Raw genomic sequence first — 18,793 nt, forward strand, 5'->3', positions numbered from 1 at the left:
GGCCCGACCTCACCGGGGATCACCCAGGAGTGTCGGGCCCGCGACGCACGCAGGTCGGGGCGCGCGGCCCCGGGCGCGCCTTACTTCAGCTTGGTGCCCGTGGAGCGCAGGTTGGCGCACGCCTCGGTGACACGCACGGCCATGCCCGCCTCGGCGGACTTGCCCCAGGTGCGCGGGTCGTAGGTCTTCTTGTTGCCAACCTCGCCGTCGACCTTCAGCACGCCGTCGTAGTTGCTGAACATGTGGTCAGCGATCGGGCGGGTGAAGGCGTACTGGGTGTCGGTGTCGAGGTTCATCTTCACGACGCCGTTCTCCAGCGCGGTGGCGATCTCCTGGGCGGTGGAGCCGGAGCCGCCGTGGAAGACGAAGTCGAACGGGGAGGTCTTGCCGTACTTGGCGCCGACGCCCTCCTGGAGGTCCTTCAGGAGTTCGGGGCGGAGTACGACGTTGCCCGGCTTGTAGACGCCGTGCACGTTGCCGAAGGAGGCGGCCAGCAGGTAACGGCCCTTCTCGCCCAGGCCGAGCGCCTCGGCGGTACGCAGCGCGTCGTCGACGGTGGTGTACAGCTCGTCGTTGATCTCGTGCGTGACGCCGTCTTCCTCGCCACCGGTCGGGGTGATCTCGACCTCAAGGATGATCTTGGCGGCGGCAGCCTTGGCGAGGAGTTCCTGGCCGATGGCCAGGTTGTCCGCGAGGGTCTCGGCCGAGCCGTCCCACATGTGCGACTGGAACAGCGGGTTGAGGCCCTTGGCGACGCGCTCGGCGGAGATGTCGAGCAGCGGACGGACGTAACCGTCCAGCTTGTCCTTGGGGCAGTGGTCCGTGTGGAGCGCCACGGTGATGTCGTACTTGGCGGCGACGATGTGCGCGAACTCGGCGAGGGCCACGGCGCCCGTCACCATGTCCTTGTTGTACTGGCCGCCCAGGAACTCCGCGCCACCGGTGGAGATCTGGACGATGCCGTCGCTCTCGGCCTCGGCGAACCCGCGCAGGGCCGCGTGGAGGGTCTGGGTCGAGGTCACGTTGATGGCCGGGTAGGCGAACTTGCCTGCCTTCGCCCGGTCGAGCATCTCGGCGTAGACCTCGGGGGTTGCGATGGGCATCTGTCCGCTCCTTGGGATGTGCGGGTGTGCAGTGCTGGTCCCTGACCTGGGGGCGACGTCATCGTCGTGCCCATCTTCCCAGACTCCTGCGGGGACTCCACCCGGAGGACCCCCGTAGAAACGGGGCCGGGGCGCGCTGTTTCACGTGAAACAGTGCACCCCGGCGAAATCTGCCAGAAACACGCAGGTCAGCGCCTCAACTCTGCCTGAGACACCGCACGCGGGGCTCAGGCCAGATCGAGATCGGCGACCGAGTAGACGTGCAGGTACGACAGCCCCGCCTCGGCGATGGCCGGGGCGGCGCCCCGCTCCACGATGACGGCGACGGCGACGACCTCGCCACCGGCCTCGCGGACGGCCTCGACCGCGGTCAGCGGCGAACCACCGGTGGTCGAGGTGTCCTCGACCACCAGGCAGCGGCGGCCCTTGACGTCGGTGCCCTCGATGCGGCGCTGCATCCCGTGCGCCTTCTGCGCCTTGCGGACGACGAACGCGTCGAGCGTCTCGCCGCGCGCGGCGGACGCGTGCAGCATCGAGGTGGCGACCGGGTCGGCGCCGAGCGTCAGGCCGCCGACACAGTCGAAGTCCAGCTCGGCCGTGGCGTCGAGCATGACCTGGCCGACCAGCGGTGCGGCCTTGCCGTCCAGCGTGATCCGGCGCAGGTCGATGTACCAGTCGGCTTCCAGACCCGAGGAGAGGGTCACCTTGCCGTGCACCACGGCCTTGTCCTTGATCTGCTGGAGCAGGTCAGCGCGTACGTCAGTCATACCGTCGAGAGTACGGGGCGGATCGGGCTTCCTCAGAGCCGAGCCCAGCTCCAGGTGGTCGCGATCTCCAGCGGATCGATCGGCGTGACCAGGCGCGGCGTGGAGTTGAGCCCGTTCGGCGGGCCGGACTGGGGCTCCACGCAGACGGCCTCGTCCTGCTCGTCGTAGATCACCACCCACTCGTCGCGGCTGGTGACGGTCAGCTCCAGCTGCTCCGGCCAGGTGACCGTGGCCTTCACGCCGTCCGGCATCCCGAAGCAGTCGTCCCAGGGGCCGGGGAGCGGGTCGATCCGGCGGCCGGTCGGCATGTGGTCCGCGCCGCGCTCCTCCTGCCAGGCGGCGTCGAAGGAGAGCCGGGCGTCCTGGCCGCCGATGTTGCGCAGGAACCAGGGGTGCCAGCCGGCCTGCGCCGGGAAGGAGTCGCGTGACGTCTCCACCGCCAGACGGATCGTCAGCGCGTCCTCGGAGAGCGCGAAGGTCTGGGTCACCCGACCTTCGTACGGCCACGGTTCGGCGAGGTCGTAGTAGAAGGCGGCCTCGCCCTCCACCTCGCGCGCGGTGGTCCAGGAGGTGTCGCGACCGGTGCCGTGGATGGCGTGCGGCGGCGAGTTGAGCGGCAGGGTGTGCACGGTGTCGCCGTTGCGGAACTCGCCGTACGCGGTCCTCCCGACCCAGGGCACCATGGGGAAGCAGCCGTACCGCTCGCCCTGCCTCAGCAGTTCGGTGCCCGCGATCCGCAGGCTGGTGATCCGGCACCCGCGGACGGGGTCGATGGTCAACTCGGCTTCGCCGGCGCGCAGCCGGACAGTCTTCTCGCTACTCACGCGACGACCCTACTGGCGTACTCACCTCCGGCGCTTCCACGCCCGTCCCACCACCACGGCGGAGGCCAGCGCCAGAGCCGCCGCCGGAGCCACCCAGCGCAGTGTGGAGGAGGCGGAGGTGGTCTCGGGCGAGGGCACCGGGGCGTACCGGCCGCGCGGTGGCGCGTGGTCCACCTCCTCGGCGCTCCGCCCGATCATGGTGCGCCGGGCGTGCGCCGCCTCGGCGGGCGGCTCGTCCGGGACGGTGAACCCGATGTCGGCGGCGGGATCGAGCGAAGCCGGCGGCACCGGGGCGTCGAAGACCGCACCGGACACCGCCCCGGACGCGGGGCCGGCGTCGGGCGGGAGAGAGGCGTCGGACGAAGGGCCGGCGTCGGGCGGGAGAGGGGCGTCGGACGAGGGGTCGGCGTCGGCACCGTCCGGACGGGTCTCGGCGTCCGCCCGCGCCTCGATGCCGGTGCTGCTGTCGGCGTCCCCGTACGGAGCGGCGGCGGGCGCGTCCGCGGAGGCCGTCGCCCCGCTCTCCCGGCCGGCCGCGCCGGGCGCCTCGTGCGCGGCGAGGCTCTCCGTGACGAGCTGCTGGGTGAAGCGGTCGAGCAGCCGGCGGACGGCGGCGCGTACGGCCTCGGCGTCGAGTTCCACCAGCCGCCCGTCGGCCGTGGCCGTCCCGGCGTAGCGGATCGTCGTCCCGGGCTCGCCCCCGGAGGACGCGCCGCCCCCCGCCGTTCCAGCGGTGCCGGAGCCGTCGAGGGTGACCGTCAGGGCCACCTTGACCGACCCCGCGCCGCGGGCGGCGGTGCCCTCGCCGGTGACGGAGACGGTGGCCGGTCCCGTGGCGGCGACCTCCACGGCCCCGCGGTAGGTGATCGTGTGCCCGTCCACCCGGAACTTCAGCCGTCCCGCCAGCGCCTCGGGCGCTCCCGCGCCCCGCTGGAGGGACGGAACGCAACGCGCCACCCGGGCGGGGTCGCCGAGCACGCTCAGCAAGGACGCGGCCGGAACCGGAACGAACACCTCATGCTCCATGAAACCGAGCCTACTCACGCTCCGCCCCTCGCGTCAGGTCTCCGCGGCATAGCGCGGATGCAGCAGTGTGGAGGGCTGCTGCCCGCGCGGGCGGATGTCCTCGGCGGCCCGTCCGGCCTCCGCCGGCAGCCCCGCGTCGAGCGACCGCAGCGGGGGGTGCCCGGGATCGAGGCCGAGCACCGGCTCCGCCGTGCCCGGCGCGGCCAGCACGAAGCCCCAGTCCTCGGCGTCGCCCGGCACATGGTCCGGACGGGCGCCGGAGCCGGGGCGCCGTCCGACGACCCGGTACGGGCGGGTGGCCATGCCCCCGGCGTGCAGGGTGGCCTCCACCGTCCAGAAGGTGCGCGGCCGCTCCCCCGGTGGCCCCGCGTGCACCACGAACCGGCCGCCGGGGGCCACCGCCCGCCCGACCAGGCCGTAGAACTCGGCGGAGTACAGCTTGGTGCTCGCGGTGATGCCCGGATCGGGCAGATCGGATATGACCACGTCGTAGCGGCCCTCGGCGCTCCGCAGCCAGGTGAACGCGTCCGCGGCGACCGAGGTGAGCCGGGGGTCCTCGTAGGCGCCGGCGTTCAGCGCGGAGAGGGCGGGGTCGGTGCGGGCCAGCCGGGTGACCCCGGGGTCCAGCTCGACCACCGTCACCCGGCGGACGTCCGGGTAGCGCAGCACCTCGCGCGCGGCCAGCCCGTCGCCGCCCCCGAGGATCAGCACCCGGGCGTGCGGGCCGTTCATGGCGGGGTGCACGAGGGCCTCGTGGTACCGGAACTCGTCGCGGGCGCTGACCCGTAACCGGCCGTCGAGGTAGAGGGCCAGGGAATCGCGCCCGTCACCGGTGAGGACGATCTCCTGCACGCCCGTCCGCACCGCGACCCGCACCCCCTCCCCGTAGACCGCCCGCCGTGCCGCCCGCTCGAAGTCGTCCGCCAGCAGCGCGGCGGTGGCCAGCAGCGCCGTCGTGCAGAGCGCGGCGAGGACGAGGAGACAGCGGGAGCGGAGGGTGAGGTCGCGCCGGAAGAGCCAGAGGATCAGGGCGCCGCCCGCCGCCACGTTGACCGCTCCGGTGAAGAGCGTGCCGGTCAGCTGTCCCAGCATCGGCAGCAGGAGGAAGGGGAAGGCCAGCCCGCCCACGAGGGCGCCCACGTAGTCCGCCGCGAACAGGTCCGCGACGGTTCCGCCGGCGTCCTGCCGGTCGACCCGCTGGATCAGTGTCATCAGCAGCGGGATCTCGGCCCCGATCAGGACCCCGATCGCCACCGAGAAGGCGATCAGCACGGCACGGGACTCCCCGAGCCACGCGAAGGAGGCGTACAGCACCAGCGCGGAGAACCCGCCGACCAGCGCGAGCGCCACCTCGATCAGGGCGAAGCCGACGGCGGCGTGACAGCGCAGGCGCTTCGCGAGCAGCGAACCGAGGCCCATGGCGAAGACCATCACGGAGAGCACCACCGACGCCTGCGTCACGGAGTCACCGATCAAGTACGAGGCCATCGCGACCAGTTCGAGCTCGTACACCAAGCCGCAGGCGGCGCAGACGAAGACGGACGCCAGCACGAGGAAGCGGCCGGTCCGGGGGCGTACGGGAAGGGGCGCCGCACCTCCTCGAAGGGGTACCTGCTGGTCGATCATGATCGGAACGCTACGTGACGATTCCTCCGCACCCTGTCACCCGCAAGGGTGCACCTGAGGCTCCGGAACGAGCGCCCGGCGTGCGCCGATCGCCCGACGGCGCACACCAACGCACCGCGCGCCGCGCGCTTTTCGGTCATCCTCAGCGCACCAGGGCGGAGACGGCGGGAAGGTCGGAGACGGCCGGTGCTCCCGGGAAGACCGCCGCTCCCACCGGGGTCGGCCTCCTCGGACCGACCGGAGCGCTCGACGCCCTCGGCGCCACCACCCCACCCGACAGCCCCGCCCCGCCCAGCAGCCCTCCCGGGGTCCGGACCCCGAACCGGGTCCGGGTGACCACCAATTGCCCCTCCTGCGGGTACGCGTGCCAGGTGCGCCACCGCAACTGCCCCTCGGAACGCTGCGCGAGTATCGCGGTGAAGGCGTACGGACTGCCCGGAAAGGTGCCCGCCAGCCCGTACGGATGCTCGGCCACCAGGGCGAGCAACTCCTGGGCCCGCGCGGCGAACTGGCCCTCGTTGAGGTTCTCCACCCGCGCGGCGAACTCGTACTCCCGGTCGCCGAGCTGCTTCGCCACCCCCAGGGGGAGCGGGGCGCGGCTGCCCGCGAGGCAGGCCACCGTCTCCGAGCAGACGGCGCCGTCGTCCTCCAACAGGACCTGATGGGAAGCACCGAGCAGTCTCAACTGCACGGCGGCGCGGCCGAGCCGGAGGTCCAGCACGGCGAGGGCGGGCAGCGGCTCCCTGCCGAGCGCCCACGCCAGATCGGCAGCGCGGGTGTCGGAATAGGCCGTCTGGAGGGACGTGAGCATGGGTCGGCTCCGCAAACGCAGGGACACATGAGCAGGGGGCGCCGCCGGAGAAGTGACGTGGGGGATGCGCCCGGTCCGGCCCAACTGGGGTCCGTGGGCTGAAATGTTCTGTCTGACGAGGGAATCACGAACTACGCCGCACTCACTGCCTTTTTGGCCAACTTGACGTGGTTTCCATCCCCTGGGGGGCAATACAGCTCAACTGTTCAGCCGGAAAGCCCCGATGTGCCCCTCGTCGCTGCTCCCCCGGGCCGTACCGCGGCGTCGAAGATCCACAACCCGGCGGGGCCCGACCGGAGTTGATCAACTCCGGTCGGGCCCCGCCGGGTCCGGCCTCGCCTCGCCTCGGGCGACCGTCGGCCGCACCCCGCTCGGGGAGGCCCGGCCGCCGTCACGCTCCCGGTGGCTCGGCCTCCGTCGCGCCTCCGTCCCCCGGGTCAGTTGCCTCCGCCGCACGAACCCCCGCCGCAGGAGGAGCCCCCGCCGCCGCACGAGGAACTGCTTCCGCACGAGTGGCCCCCGGAGTGCCCGTGGCCGGAACCACCGTCCCCGGATCCGCCGCCGTCACCCGCCCACCAGCTGCCCTCGGAGGAACCCCGGCGCGACGACGAACGGCGCCCGGACGAGCGGCGCGGCTTCCTCGTACTCACCGTGTACCCGCGGGGACCACCCCGCGCGGCGGATCCGCCGGCCCTCCCCCCACGCCCGGCGGACACCGGCCGGGTCCGCGCGGACACCCGCATCACCGTCACGACGACCCCCGCGACCGCCAGAGCGATGAGCCCCATCAGGACGTACGTCATCACGCCCTCACATCCTTCCGTCCCCCGTGGCGGCCCCCGCCGCCCCCCGAACGTATCGGGATGCCTGCGGGATGCCCGGTCCGTGTCCGCGCCAAAGCGGACTTGAGCAACTCCAGAGCTTGCCGACAGGATGACCACGGGTCCCGGAGACGCCGGCCCGCATCGAGGACGGTGGAGAGATGAGCCGCAGGCCGCTGCTGAACCGCAGGCTGGACGGGCACGGGACGACGATCTTCGCGGAGATGTCGGCCCTGGCGCTCACGACCGGCGCCATCAATCTGGGGCAGGGCTTCCCCGACACCGACGGCCCCGAGGAGATCCGCGAGGCCGCCGTCCGGGCCCTGCGCGAGGGCAAGGGCAACCAGTACCCACCCGGTCCGGGCGTCCCCGAACTGCGGACGGCCGTCGCCGAACACCAGCGCCGCTTCTACGGCCTCACCTTCGACCCGGACACCGAGGTCCTGGTCACCGCGGGTGCCACCGAGGGCATCGCCGCGAGCATGCTGGCCCTGCTGGAGCCGGGCGACGAGGTCATCGCCTTCGAGCCCTTCTACGACTCCTACGCCGCGTCCATCGCCCTGGCAGGCGGCGTCCGCGTCCCCCTCACCCTGCGCGCCCCCGACTTCCGCCCCGACCTGGACGCTCTGCGGGACGCCGTCACGCCGCGCACCCGGCTGCTCCTCCTGAACAGCCCGCACAACCCGACCGGCATGGTCCTCACCCGCGAGGAGCTGACCGCGATCGCCCACCTCGCCGTCGAGCACGACCTCCTCGTCGTCACCGACGAGGTCTACGAGCACCTCGCCTTCGACGGGGAGCACGTCCCCCTCGTCTCGCTGCCCGGTATGCGCGAGCGCACCGTCTCCCTCTCCTCCGCCGGCAAGACCTTCTCGTACACCGGCTGGAAGATCGGCTGGGTCACCGGCTCCGCCGCCCTGGTCGCCGCCGTCCGGACCGCGAAGCAGTACCTCACCTTCGTCAGCGGCGGCCCCCTCCAGTACGCCGTCGCCGAGGCACTGCGCCTGCCCGACGCCTTCTTCACCGGCTTCCGTGAGGACCTGCGCGCCAAGCGCGACCTCCTCACGGCCGGCCTCACCGCGGCCGGCTTCGAGGTCTACCGCCCCCAGGGCACCTACTTCGTCACCACCGACGTGGCCCCCCTCGGCGCGAAGGACGGCATCGCCTTCTGCCGCGCCCTGCCGGCACGCGCCGGGGTCGTCGCGGTTCCCAACGCCGTCTTCTACGACGACCGGGAAGCGGGCCGCACCCAGGTCCGCTTCGCGTTCTGCAAGCGGCCCGACGTCCTCACCGAGGCGGCCGGCCGGCTGCGGGCCGCCTTCGCGGGCTGAGCCGTCCCGACCCCGGCCCCGGGAAACACCGACGGCCGGGGCGGCAGTCGGACGACCGCCGCCCCGGCCGGGCGTCGTGCGTGGTGCGCGCGGGCGCGCCGTACGGGTGCGGCCCGCGGTGCGAGGCGGATCAGGCCCCGGGGGTGTCGCCCTCGGACCCGGCGGGCTTCTCCCCGGCCGGCGCGAGGCCGAGGCGCTCGACGAGCCACTTGTCGAACTCGATGGAGGCGCGGACCCAGCTCACCGTGGAGGACACGAAGTGCTCCAGGGCGACGCCGGTGCCGATGAGCATCTGCGCCTCACCGATCAGGCGGACCGAACCGGCCTCGCCCTCCTCGCCCTCGTGGGCGTGCGTGTAGACCTTGGGCCACAGGGTCCGGCGGTTCCAGTCGTCGATGGCGTCCAGCAGGACGGCTCGCTGGTCCAGGTCGTGCGGGCGGTCGTAGAACGTCCGCACCGAGAAGACCTGCTGGTCGGCCTCGCCCCGGAACATGAAGTACGTGCGGAACTCTTCCCACGGCGCCGCGAGGTCGCCCTCGTCGTCGACGACGAACTTGAGCTCCATCTGCTCCAGGAGCTGCTTGACGAGGTCCTGGTCAGGGACGACGGGGCCCTCCGGTCCTGCGGCCTGCGGTTCGGGCTGGCCCCCGAAATTAGGAATCGAGGACGGATCGATGCTCACCGTTATTTCCCTTCGTGCGGTTGTACGCCATCCTCCCCCATGGCGGGCGGGGGATGGCAACCCCCGGCGGGCTCGATCCGCTGCCGGCGGACAGGATCGGACCGTCGCACCCGGACGGGGACGCCGCCCTCGCACGCCCCCGTCCCCGTCCTCGTACCCCTCGGCCCTTCGTCGTACGGGGTGACGGCCCGCCGCCGTCAGCGCACCGCGCCCACGGTCAGCCCGGCGTCGCCGCCGCCGTCACCGGCCGCCCCGGCGCCCACGTCGCCGCCGGACACGTCCACCCGTACGGTGTCGCCGTCCGTGACCTCGCCCGCGAGGATCTCCCGGGCGAGCCGGTCGCCGATCGCCGTCTGGATGAGGCGGCGCAGCGGCCGGGCGCCGTAGGCCGGGTCGTTGCCCTTCTCGGCGAGCCAGGCCAGCGCGGCCGGGGTGACGTCGAGGGTGAGCCTGCGCTGGGCGAGCCGCTCGGCGAGGCGGTCGATCTGGAGCCCCGCGATGTGGGCCAGCTCGTCGCCGCTGAGCGCGGAGAAGACGACCAGGTCGTCCAGCCGGTTCAGGAACTCCGGCTTGAACGAGGCGCGTACGACCTCCAGCACCCGCTCCTTCTTCACCTCGGGCTTGATCAGCGGGTCGACCAGGAACTGGCTGCCGAGGTTGGAGGTCAGGATCAGGATGGTGTTGCGGAAGTCCACCGTCCGGCCCTGGCCGTCCGTGAGCCGGCCGTCGTCGAGGACCTGGAGCAGGATGTCGAAGACCTCGGGGTGGGCCTTCTCCACCTCGTCGAGCAGCACGACGCTGTAGGGGCGGCGGCGGACCGCCTCCGTGAGCTGGCCGCCCTCCTCGTAGCCGACGTACCCGGGCGGGGCGCCGACCAGCCGCGCGACGCTGTGCTTCTCGCTGTACTCGCTCATGTCGATGCGGACCATGGCGCGTTCGTCGTCGAAGAGGAAGTCCGCCAGCGCCTTCGCCAGCTCCGTCTTGCCGACGCCGGTGGGGCCGAGGAAGAGGAACGATCCGGTCGGCCGGTCGGGGTCGGCGATGCCGGCCCGGGTCCGGCGTACCGCGTCCGACACCGCGCGGACGGCCTCGGTCTGGCCGATCAGGCGCCTGCCGAGCTCGTCCTCCATCCGCAGCAGCTTCTGCGTCTCGCCCTCCAGCAGGCGTCCGGCCGGAATGCCCGTCCAGGCGCCGACCACGTCGGCGATGTCGTCGGAGCCGACCTCGTCCTTGACCAGAGTCTCCTTCGGCGTCTCGGCGGCGACCTGTTCGGCCTCGGTGGCCTCCTCCAGTTCGCGTTCCAGCCCGGGGATCTCGCCGTAGAGGAGCTGGGAGGCGGTGTCGAAGTCGCCGTCGCGCTGGGCGCGTTCGGCTTGGCCGCGCAGGTCGTCGAGGCGTTCCTTCAGCTCGCCGACCCGGTTGAGGCCCTGCTTCTCCTTCTCCCAGCGGGCGGTGAGGCCGCGCAGCTCCTCCTCCTTGTCGGCGAGGTCGCGGCGGAGCTTCTCCAGCCGCTGCCGGGAGGCGGGGTCGGTCTCGTTCTTGAGCGCCAGCTCTTCCATGTGGAAGCGGTCCACGACGCGCTGCAGTTCGTCGATCTCGACGGGCGAGGAGTCGATCTCCATGCGCAGCCGGGAGGCGGCCTCGTCGACGAGGTCGATCGCCTTGTCCGGGAGGAAGCGGGAGGTGATGTAGCGGTCGGACAGGGTCGCGGCGGCCACCAGCGCGGCGTCCGCGATGGAGACCTTGTGGTGGGCCTCGTAGCGCCCCTTAAGTCCGCGCAGGATCGCGATGGTGTCCTCGACGCTGGGCTCGGCGACCAGGACCTGCTGGAAGCGGCGTTCCAGGGCGGGGTCCTTCTCGATGCGCTCGCGGTACTCGTCGAGCGTGGTCGCGCCGACCATCCGGAGCTCGCCGCGGGCCAGCATGGGCTTGAGCATGTTGCCCGCGTCCATGGCGGAGTCGCCGCCGGCTCCGGCGCCGACGACCGTGTGCAGCTCGTCGATGAAGGTGATGACCCGGCCGTCGCTCTCCTTGATCTCGGAGAGGACGGTCTTCAGCCGCTCCTCGAACTCGCCCCGGTACTTCGCGCCCGCGACCATCGCCCCGAGGTCGAGGGAGACGAGCCGCTTGTCGCGCAGCGACTCGGGCACGTCGCCCTTGACGATGCGCTGGGCGAGCCCTTCGACCACGGCGGTCTTGCCGACGCCGGGCTCCCCGATGAGGACCGGGTTGTTCTTCGTACGGCGGGACAGCACCTGTACGACGCGGCGGATCTCCTGGTCCCGGCCGATGACCGGGTCGAGCTTGCCCTCGCGGGCCGCCGCCGTGAAGTCCGTACCGAACTTCTCCAGGGCCTTGTACTGGCCCTCCGGGTCCGGTGTGGTCACCCGTCGTCCTCCCCTGCTCTTCTCGAACGCGGCCAGCAGCTTCTTCGCGCCGGCTCCCTGCGCACCGAGGATCTCACCGGCCCGGCCGCCCTTCTCGGCGACCGCGATCAGCAGGTGCTCGGTGGAGACGTACTCGTCGCCGAGGTCCTTGGCGCGCCGCGCGGCGTCCTCGACCACGGCGAGCAACTCGCGGTTGGGCTGCGGCGGTGCCACGGTGGAACCGGTGACGCTGGGCAGCGCGGCGAGCAGTTGCTCGGTCCGGGTGCGGACGGCGGCCTGGTCGGCCTCCGTCGCGGCCAGCAGATCGATGATGTTCTCGTTGTCCTCGCCCGCGAGCAGCGCGAGCAGCAGGTGTGCGGGGGTCAGGTCGGGGTGTCCGTCCTTCACGGCCCTGCCGGTGGCCGCGGTGAGGGCGTCCCTGCTCTTGTTGGTCAGCTCGGCGTCCACGTGCGCTGTCTCCTCCTCGACGATCGCGTCCTGCCCGGGCTCGTCGCCCGGTCCTTGCTTCCCTCAACGTGCGTAAAGTTGAGTCTATTCCACTCAAGGCCGAACCACGACGCGCGCGGCCACCGCGGCCGCCACCGGGCGGCGGCGCGGCGCGCCGCCTGCATACGCTTCGCCCATGGCCGTCGACGTACGCAATCCCAGCCCCGAGTACCTCGCCTTCTGGCGGGAGTACCACCTCTGCACCCTGACCACCCTCCGCCCGGACGGCACCCCGCACGTCGTGCCGGTGGGCGTGACCTACGACCCCGAGGAGGGGGTGGCCCGGGTGATCACGGACGGGGGGAGCCGCAAGGTCGCCCATGTACGGGCGGCGGGGCCCGAGGGGGCGCGGGTCGCCGTCTGCCAGGCGCACCGCGCCCGCTGGGCGACGCTGGAGGGCCGCGCGACGATCCGGACCGAACGGGAGGTCGTCGAGGACGCCGAGCGCCGTTACGAGGAGCGGTACGGGCGCCGCCCGAGGGTCAACCCGACCCGCGTCGTCATCGAGATCGCGCTGGACCGGGCCCTCGGCCGGGCCTGACCCCGCGGGCGGAACCGGGCGGGGCGGGGGCGGGGCAGGACTCCGCACACCACCGGGCACAAGCACAGCGGCGCCACCGTGTCAGGTCACGGTGGCGCCGCTGTGTGGGGGAAAGCGCGTGAGCGATGTGGTGGTTCGGGGGATCGCTCAGGCGCTTCGGGGGGTGGCGGAGATGGTCTCGGGGTCGAACAGTTCGTGGTCGCGCTGGTCCAGATTGACGAAGATCATGCCGTACCTCACGGCGCAGCGGACGGGCTGCGGGGCGCCGCGCGGCCGGCGCAGACAGCGGTAGGCGCGGATCTCCTCGCCCTCCTCCATCACGACGACCACGGGCTCACCGAGCAGGGTGACCATGAGCGAGTCACCCGGGCCCGGCAGGGCGGTGAGCAGATCCACGAAGTGCCACCCTGAGCGATAGGCCGAAGCCATCTCTCGCCGGAAGATCCGGTCGTCCGGCGGGGTGGTCATGCGTCTACGGAAGCCGGGGCCGACCAGCCGATGTCGCCCCGCGTCTTGTCGGGGGCCACCCAGCCGATGTCACCGGGCGTCGCCGAAGCCTGGACGGCCCAGCCGATGTCGCCCCGCGCCTTGTCGGGCGCCACCCAGCCGATGTCGCCCCGCGTCCTGTCCGGCGCCACCCAGCCGATGTCACCGGACGTCGCCGAAGCCTGGACGGCCCAGCCGATGTCGCGCTGCGTCTTGTCGGGCGTCACCCAGCCGATGTCGCCGGGCGTCGCCGAAGCCTCGCTGCTCCAGCCAATGTCCCCCGGGACAGCAGCTGCCTCACCGTTCCAGCCGATGTCGCCCGCTTGCACCAGCCCAAGACCCAGGGCCGCGACGAACGAGGCGGCAAGCACCGAGCGAAGCATTCGCTTATCCATAGTCGGCTTCGTCCTCACTTGTGGATTCATCTCCCCCCGCTGCTAAGACGATGTCTCACGCGACCCTGTGAACACCACAGAGTCGATGCATCATGTTCTTGCATGTTCAGGAACCTGGGGGGTGTAGAAATGATCACAAGGGACACAAAAACGACACATCCTCACGGGATCACCGAACTGTGTGAGGAAGGAAGGCGTCTCTACTCGGGTGCGCTGCGCTCCGGACGCATCGCACGGTACGAGGTCGAACCGGCTCCGTGCCTGATGGAGTTCGCCCTGTTGCACGCCGACCCCGACGACCCCGACTGGTTGCGACCGGTACCGCCGTCCACCGCGCTCGCGCAGCACGTGAACCCGGTGGAGCGCGAGATACAGGAGCGCCGGCAGCTCTCGGCCCTCCTCGCCCAGTCCTTCGAGCCCTTCCTGGACATCAGCGCGCAGGGCCCGCCCGCCACCCACGCCATCACCGTGCTGGAGGGCAGGAACCGGATCAACGACGCCCTGGACGTCGCCACCGCAGAGTGCCGCACCGAGGTCCTCACCGTCCAGCCGGGGGGCGGAAGGAACGAGGACCGGCTGGGAAAGGCGCTGGAACGCGGCCTCTCCGTCGTCCACCGCGGCATCCGCATGCGCACCCTGTACCAGCACACCGTCCGCTACAGCCCCAGCACCCTGGCCTACGCGGAACGCATCGCCGACGTGAACGTCGAGATCAGGACGTCCGAGGAGCTCATCGAGCGCCTCATCATCTTCGACGACACCGTCGCCTTCATCCCGGCGCAGGACGACCGCCAAGTCGCCCTGGAACTCCGCCACCCGGGGCTGGTCGCCTATCTCGCGTCGGTCTTCGAGAAGTTCTGGGCCCATGCCACCCCGCTCCTGGAGGAGGTCCGGTACGAGCCCACGCCGGACGGCATCAGCGCCGTCCAGCGCTCCATCGCCCAACTCCTCGTGGAGGGGCACGTGGACGACTCGATCGCGCGTCGGCTCGGGATGAACGTACGGACCTGCCGGGCGCACATCGCCAAACTCGCCGCCACCCTGGGCAGCAGCAGCCGCGCCCAACTCGGCTACCTGATCGCCCAGTCGGGCATCCTCACCAGGGACTCCTGACAGCGGGTCGCACATGACGAGAGGCCCGCCCCCCGGATCGACCGGTTGGGCGGGCCCCTGCACGGGAGACGGACCTACGGCCCGTCCGGCGTCACTCCTTCGGCCGCTTGGGCCGCCAGACCACGAGCGCGCTGGTCTGCCGCGGGTCCTGGTACGGCACGAGGTCGCGCCGGTAGGAGGCGTGGACCTGGGCCTCGCGCTGCCGCATGGCGACCGCCGCGCCGTCCACCGCGTCGGAGAGCTCGGCGACGCGCTGCTGGAGCGCGGCGACCTGGTTCTCCAGCTCGATGATGCGCTTGATACCGGCCAGGTTGATGCCCTCGTCCTGCGACAGCTGCTGCACGGTGCGCAGCAGCTCGATGTCGCGGGAGGAGTAGCGCCGGCCCCGTCCGGCCGTGCGGTCCGGGGAGACCAGGCCGAGGCGGTCGTACTGGCGCAGTGTCTGCGGGTGCAGGCCCGAGAGCTGGGCCGCGATCGAGATCACGTACACCGGTGACTCGTCGGTCAGCTCGTACGGGTTACGTCTGCGGCCTTCCATCTCAAGCTCCCTTCGCGGCCTGGAACAGGTCGGCCCGCGGGTCCTGGACCGCGGTCGCCGTGCGGTAGGCCTCCAGCGCTTCTCTGGCTTCGTCGCCCAGTTCGGTGGGGACCGCGACCTCCACGGTGACGAGCAGGTCTCCCCGGGTGCCGTCCTTGCGCACGGCTCCCTTGCCACGGGCGCGCATCGTACGCCCGTTCGGTGTCCCCGCGGGGATCTTGAGGGTGACGGGGGGCCCACCGAGGGTGGGCACCTTCACCTCGCCGCCGAGCGCCGCCTCCGGGAAGGTGACGGGCACGGTGACCGTGAGGTTGTCGCCCTTGCGGCCGAAGACCGGGTGCGCGTGGACGTGGACGGCGACGTAGAGGTCGCCGGCCGGACCGCCGCGCTCGCCCTGGCCGCCCTTGCCGCGCAGCCGGATGCGCTGCCCGTCCGAGACGCCCGCCGGGATGCGGACCTGCATGGTGCGGGCGGACTTGGCGCGTCCGCTGCCCTTGCAGACCTCGCAGGGGTTCTCCGCGATCAGACCGCGGCCCTTGCAGTCCACGCAGGGGTCGGTGAGTGAGAAGCCGCCCCCACTGCCGCGCGAGACCTGTCCGGTACCGACGCAGGTCGGGCAGACCCGCGGGGTGCCGTTCTTGTCACCGGTGCCGGAGCACGCCTTGCAGGGCGCCTGGCTGGACATCCGCAGCGGGACCGTGGCCCCGTCGACCGCCTCGGTGAAGCTGAGCGTCACCTCGGTCTCGATGTCCTGGCCCCGGCGCGGCTGCACCCGGGTACCGGTGCCGCCGCCCCGGTTGAACAGCCCGCCGAACACGTCGCCGAGGCCGCCTCCGCCGCCGAACCCGCCGGCCCCCTGGCCGGCGCCGCCCGGGGCGCCGCCGAAGAGGTCGCCCAGGTCGAAGTTGGAGAAACCGCCCCCGGCACCGGGACCGGGCCGGAACCCGCCGTTGCCGAAGAGGGCGCGGGCCTCGTCGTACTCCTTGCGCCGCTTGGCGTCCCCGAGGACGTCGTTCGCCTCGGAGATCTCCTTGAAGCGCTCCTCGGCCTTGGTGTCGCCCTTGTTGGCGTCCGGGTGGAACTCGCGGGCGAGCTTCCGGTACGCCTTCTTGATCTCCGCGTCGGTGGCGTCCTTCGGGACGCCGAGGACCTTGTAGTAGTCCTTCTCGACGAAGTCCTTCGTGCTCATCGACGTCCCTCCTTCCGGACGATCGGCCGGCGGCCTCTCGCGTACAGCATGTCCGGCTCACGGGGAACGCTGTCGCTCCCCGGTCCGCACCGGTCCCTGCGAAAGGCCCTGGCGGCCGGCCCTGGGGCCGGCCGCCCGGCCGGTCGGTGTGCGACCTGGTGGTCCGACGTGATGTCAGACCTCCGTAGGTCCACCGCTCTCCTCGTCGTCTGCCTTCTCTTCCTTCGCCGCCGCGGGCGTGGCGCCCGGCTGCGGCTCCGCCACGGCGACCCGCGCGGGGCGGATGGTGCGCTCGCCGAAGCGGTACCCCGGCTGCAGGATCGCCACGCAGGTCGTCTCCGTGACGTCCGGTGCGTAGCTGTGCATCAGGGCTTCGTGGATCGTCGGGTCGAAGGGCTCGCCCTCCTCGCCGAACTGCTGGAGACCCAGCTTGGTGACGATCGACTCCAGGTTGTCGGCCACCGACTTGAAGCCGCCGACGAGCTCGCCGTGCTCGCGGGCCCGGCCCACGTCGTCGAGGACGGGGAGGAGCTCGGTCAGGAGGTTCGCCGAGGCGATCTCCTTGACCGTGACCCGGTCCCGCTCGACGCGGCGACGGTAGTTCTGGTACTCGGCCTGGAGGCGCTGGAGGTCCGCCGTGCGCTCGGAGAGCGCCGTGCGTACCTGGTCCAGCTGCGCGGTCAGGCCTGCGGTCTGGTCAGCGTCCCCGGCCGGGGCCGCCTCCTCGGAGGCGGCCTTCGGCTCGGCGTCGTCGGAGGTGGCGCCGGAAGGGACGTCGGGCTCCTCCTCGAAGCCCGGGGTCTCCTCCGTCACACCGCACCGCCCTTGCTGTCCTTCTCGTCGTCCACGATCTCGGCGTCGACGACGTCGTCGTCGGCCGGACGGGCCTGCTCGGCACCGGGCTCACCGGCGGCCGCACCGTCGGCCTGGGCGTTGGCGTACATCGCCTGGCCCAGCTTCTGCGAGACGGCGGCGACCTTCTCGGTGGCCGTACGGATCTCGGCGGTGTCCTCGCCCTTGAGCTTCTCCTTCAGCTCGCCGAGCGCGGTCTCCACCTCCGTCTTGACGTCGCCGGGGACCTTGTCCTCGTTGTCCTTGAGGAACTTCTCCGTCTGGTAGACGAGCTGCTCGCCCTGGTTGCGCGTCTCGGCGGCCTCGCGGCGACGGTGGTCCTCGTCGGCGTACTGCTCGGCCTCTTCACGCATCCGGTTGACCTCGTCCTTCGGCAGCGAGGAGCCACCGGTGACGGTCATCTTCTGCTCCTTGCCGGTGCCGAGGTCCTTGGCTCCGACGTGCATGATGCCGTTGGCGTCGATGTCGAAGGTGACCTCGATCTGCGGCACGCCGCGCGGGGCCGGCGGCAGGCCCGTCAGCTCGAACATCCCGAGCTTCTTGTTGTACGCCGCGATCTCGCGCTCGCCCTGGTAGACCTGGATCTGCACGGAGGGCTGGTTGTCCTCGGCGGTGGTGAAGATCTCGGACCGCTTGGTCGGGATCGTCGTGTTCCGCTCGATGAGCTTGGTCATGATGCCGCCCTTGGTCTCGATACCGAGGGACAGCGGGGTGACGTCGAGGAGCAGGACGTCCTTGACCTCACCCTTCAGGACACCGGCCTGGAGCGAGGCGCCGATGGCGACGACCTCGTCCGGGTTCACGCCCTTGTTGGCGTCCTGGCCACCGGTCAGCTCCTTGACGAGCTCCGCGACGGCCGGCATACGGGTCGAGCCACCGACGAGAACGACGTGGTCGATCTCGGAGAGCGCGATGCCCGCGTCCTTGATGACGTTGTGGAACGGGCTCTTGCACCGGTCCAGCAGGTCGGCGGTCAGCTGCTGGAACTGCGAGCGCGTGAGCTTCTCGTCCAGGTGCAGCGGGCCCTCGGCGGACGCCGTGATGTAGGGGAGGTTGATCGTGGTCTCGGTCGAGGACGAGAGCTCGATCTTCGCCTTCTCCGCGGCTTCGCGCAGACGCTGGAGAGCCATCTTGTCCTTGGACAGGTCCACACCGTGGCCGTTGGCGAACACCTTCACCAGGTGGTCGACGACGCGCTGGTCCCAGTCGTCACCACCGAGGTGGTTGTCACCGTTGGTGGCCTTCACCTCGACGACGCCGTCACCGATCTCCAGGAGCGACACGTCGAAGGTGCCGCCACCGAGGTCGAAGACGAGGATCGTCTGGTCGTCCTTGTCGAGGCCGTACGCCAGCGCGGCGGCGGTCGGCTCGTTGACGATGCGCAGGACGTTGAGGCCCGCGATCTCACCGGCCTCCTTCGTCGCCTGACGCTCGGAGTCGTTGAAGTACGCCGGGACGGTGATGACCGCGTCGGTCACCTTCTCGCCCAGGTACGCCTCGGCGTCGCGCTTCAGCTTCTGCAGGATGAAGGCGCTCATCTGCTGCGGGTTGAAGGACTTGCCGTCGAGGTCGATCTTCCAGTCAGTGCCCATGTGGCGCTTGACGGAGCGGATGGTCCTGTCGACGTTGGTGACGGCCTGACGCTTGGCCACCTCGCCGACGAGCACCTCGCCGTTCTTCGCGAAGGCGACGACGGACGGCGTGGTCCTGGCGCCTTCGGCGTTGGTGATGACGGTGGGCTCGCCGCCTTCGAGAACGCTGACGACGGAGTTAGTCGTGCCCAGGTCGATGCCGACCGCACGTGCCATTTCGATT

The 18,793-nt window shown here is 71.5% G+C and carries 16 protein-coding genes and 1 pseudogene; 3 read left to right on the forward strand and 14 right to left on the reverse strand.

What is annotated here, in order from left to right; translation table 11 throughout:
• Positions 1-80: 80 nt before the first annotated feature.
• From fbaA to PZB77_RS14170, 6 genes and pseudogenes are all read right to left on the reverse strand, one after another.
• Complete coding sequence (gene fbaA / locus PZB77_RS14145; protein WP_266707035.1) at positions 81-1,103, reverse strand: class II fructose-bisphosphate aldolase; 1,023 nt, start codon at positions 1,101-1,103, stop codon at positions 81-83.
• A gap of 227 nt (positions 1,104-1,330) precedes the next feature.
• On the reverse strand, positions 1,331-1,870 hold the full coding sequence (gene pyrE / locus PZB77_RS14150; protein WP_275492955.1) for an orotate phosphoribosyltransferase: 540 nt from the start codon (positions 1,868-1,870) through the stop codon (positions 1,331-1,333).
• 32 nt (positions 1,871-1,902) lie between these two features.
• Positions 1,903-2,694, reverse strand: a complete 792-nt coding sequence (locus PZB77_RS14155; protein WP_275492956.1) for an aldose 1-epimerase — start codon at positions 2,692-2,694, stop codon at positions 1,903-1,905.
• Between the two features lie 21 nt (positions 2,695-2,715).
• On the reverse strand, positions 2,716-3,720 hold the full coding sequence (locus PZB77_RS14160) for an SRPBCC domain-containing protein (RefSeq protein ID WP_275492957.1): 1,005 nt from the start codon (positions 3,718-3,720) through the stop codon (positions 2,716-2,718).
• 33 nt (positions 3,721-3,753) lie between these two features.
• A complete protein-coding gene (locus PZB77_RS14165) occupies positions 3,754-5,346 on the reverse strand; it encodes a polyamine aminopropyltransferase (protein ID WP_275492958.1) in 1,593 nt (530 codons plus the stop codon).
• A gap of 310 nt (positions 5,347-5,656) precedes the next feature.
• Positions 5,657-6,157 (reverse strand): annotated as a pseudogene (locus tag PZB77_RS14170) (DUF2617 family protein); the annotation flags it as partial.
• Positions 6,158-7,139: 982 nt separating this feature from the next.
• Between PZB77_RS14170 and PZB77_RS14175 the strand changes: the two are divergent.
• On the forward strand, positions 7,140-8,309 hold the full coding sequence (locus PZB77_RS14175) for a pyridoxal phosphate-dependent aminotransferase (RefSeq protein ID WP_275492959.1): 1,170 nt from the start codon (positions 7,140-7,142) through the stop codon (positions 8,307-8,309).
• Positions 8,310-8,439: 130 nt separating this feature from the next.
• On the opposite strand, the gene PZB77_RS14180 is transcribed toward PZB77_RS14175, so the two are convergent.
• Together PZB77_RS14180 and clpB are read right to left on the reverse strand one after the other, a co-directional pair.
• Positions 8,440-8,991 (reverse strand): YbjN domain-containing protein, encoded by a 552-nt coding sequence (locus tag PZB77_RS14180; RefSeq protein ID WP_275492960.1) that lies wholly within the window; start codon positions 8,989-8,991, stop codon positions 8,440-8,442.
• 197 nt (positions 8,992-9,188) lie between these two features.
• Positions 9,189-11,825, reverse strand: a complete 2,637-nt coding sequence (clpB, locus tag PZB77_RS14185; protein ID WP_275492961.1) for an ATP-dependent chaperone ClpB — start codon at positions 11,823-11,825, stop codon at positions 9,189-9,191.
• A 175-nt stretch (positions 11,826-12,000) separates the two neighbouring features.
• Here clpB and PZB77_RS14190 point away from each other — a divergent pair, with 175 nt between their 5' ends.
• Positions 12,001-12,405, forward strand: a complete 405-nt coding sequence (locus PZB77_RS14190; protein ID WP_275492962.1) for a TIGR03618 family F420-dependent PPOX class oxidoreductase — start codon at positions 12,001-12,003, stop codon at positions 12,403-12,405.
• A 147-nt stretch (positions 12,406-12,552) separates the two neighbouring features.
• On the opposite strand, the gene PZB77_RS14195 is transcribed toward PZB77_RS14190, so the two are convergent.
• Together PZB77_RS14195 and PZB77_RS14200 are read right to left on the reverse strand one after the other, a co-directional pair.
• Positions 12,553-12,873 (reverse strand): (2Fe-2S)-binding protein, encoded by a 321-nt coding sequence (locus PZB77_RS14195; RefSeq protein ID WP_275492963.1) that lies wholly within the window; start codon positions 12,871-12,873, stop codon positions 12,553-12,555.
• Positions 12,870-13,274 carry a hypothetical protein gene (locus PZB77_RS14200; protein ID WP_275492964.1) on the reverse strand — a complete coding sequence of 135 codons (405 nt, stop codon included), beginning with the start codon at positions 13,272-13,274 and terminating at the stop codon, positions 12,870-12,872. The genes PZB77_RS14195 and PZB77_RS14200 overlap by 4 nt, the downstream gene beginning before the upstream one ends.
• Before the next feature lie 141 nt (positions 13,275-13,415).
• Here PZB77_RS14200 and PZB77_RS14205 point away from each other — a divergent pair, with 141 nt between their 5' ends.
• On the forward strand, positions 13,416-14,399 hold the full coding sequence (locus tag PZB77_RS14205) for a helix-turn-helix transcriptional regulator (RefSeq protein ID WP_275492965.1): 984 nt from the start codon (positions 13,416-13,418) through the stop codon (positions 14,397-14,399).
• 91 nt (positions 14,400-14,490) lie between these two features.
• Here PZB77_RS14205 and PZB77_RS14210 read toward each other — a convergent pair whose 3' ends face one another.
• From PZB77_RS14210 to dnaK, 4 genes are all read right to left on the reverse strand, one after another.
• Positions 14,491-14,937 (reverse strand): helix-turn-helix domain-containing protein, encoded by a 447-nt coding sequence (locus PZB77_RS14210; RefSeq protein WP_275492966.1) that lies wholly within the window; start codon positions 14,935-14,937, stop codon positions 14,491-14,493.
• A gap of 1 nt (position 14,938) precedes the next feature.
• Positions 14,939-16,126 (reverse strand): molecular chaperone DnaJ, encoded by a 1,188-nt coding sequence (dnaJ, locus tag PZB77_RS14215; protein WP_275492967.1) that lies wholly within the window; start codon positions 16,124-16,126, stop codon positions 14,939-14,941.
• A gap of 174 nt (positions 16,127-16,300) precedes the next feature.
• A complete protein-coding gene (grpE, locus tag PZB77_RS14220; RefSeq protein ID WP_275492968.1) occupies positions 16,301-16,939 on the reverse strand; it encodes a nucleotide exchange factor GrpE in 639 nt (212 codons plus the stop codon).
• A complete protein-coding gene (gene dnaK, locus PZB77_RS14225; protein ID WP_275492969.1) occupies positions 16,936-18,786 on the reverse strand; it encodes a molecular chaperone DnaK in 1,851 nt (616 codons plus the stop codon). Before dnaK ends, grpE begins: the two co-directional genes overlap by 4 nt.
• Positions 18,787-18,793 lie beyond the last annotated feature (7 nt).

Source organism: Streptomyces sp. AM 2-1-1, assembly GCF_029167645.1.
Taxonomy (GTDB): domain Bacteria; phylum Actinomycetota; class Actinomycetes; order Streptomycetales; family Streptomycetaceae; genus Streptomyces.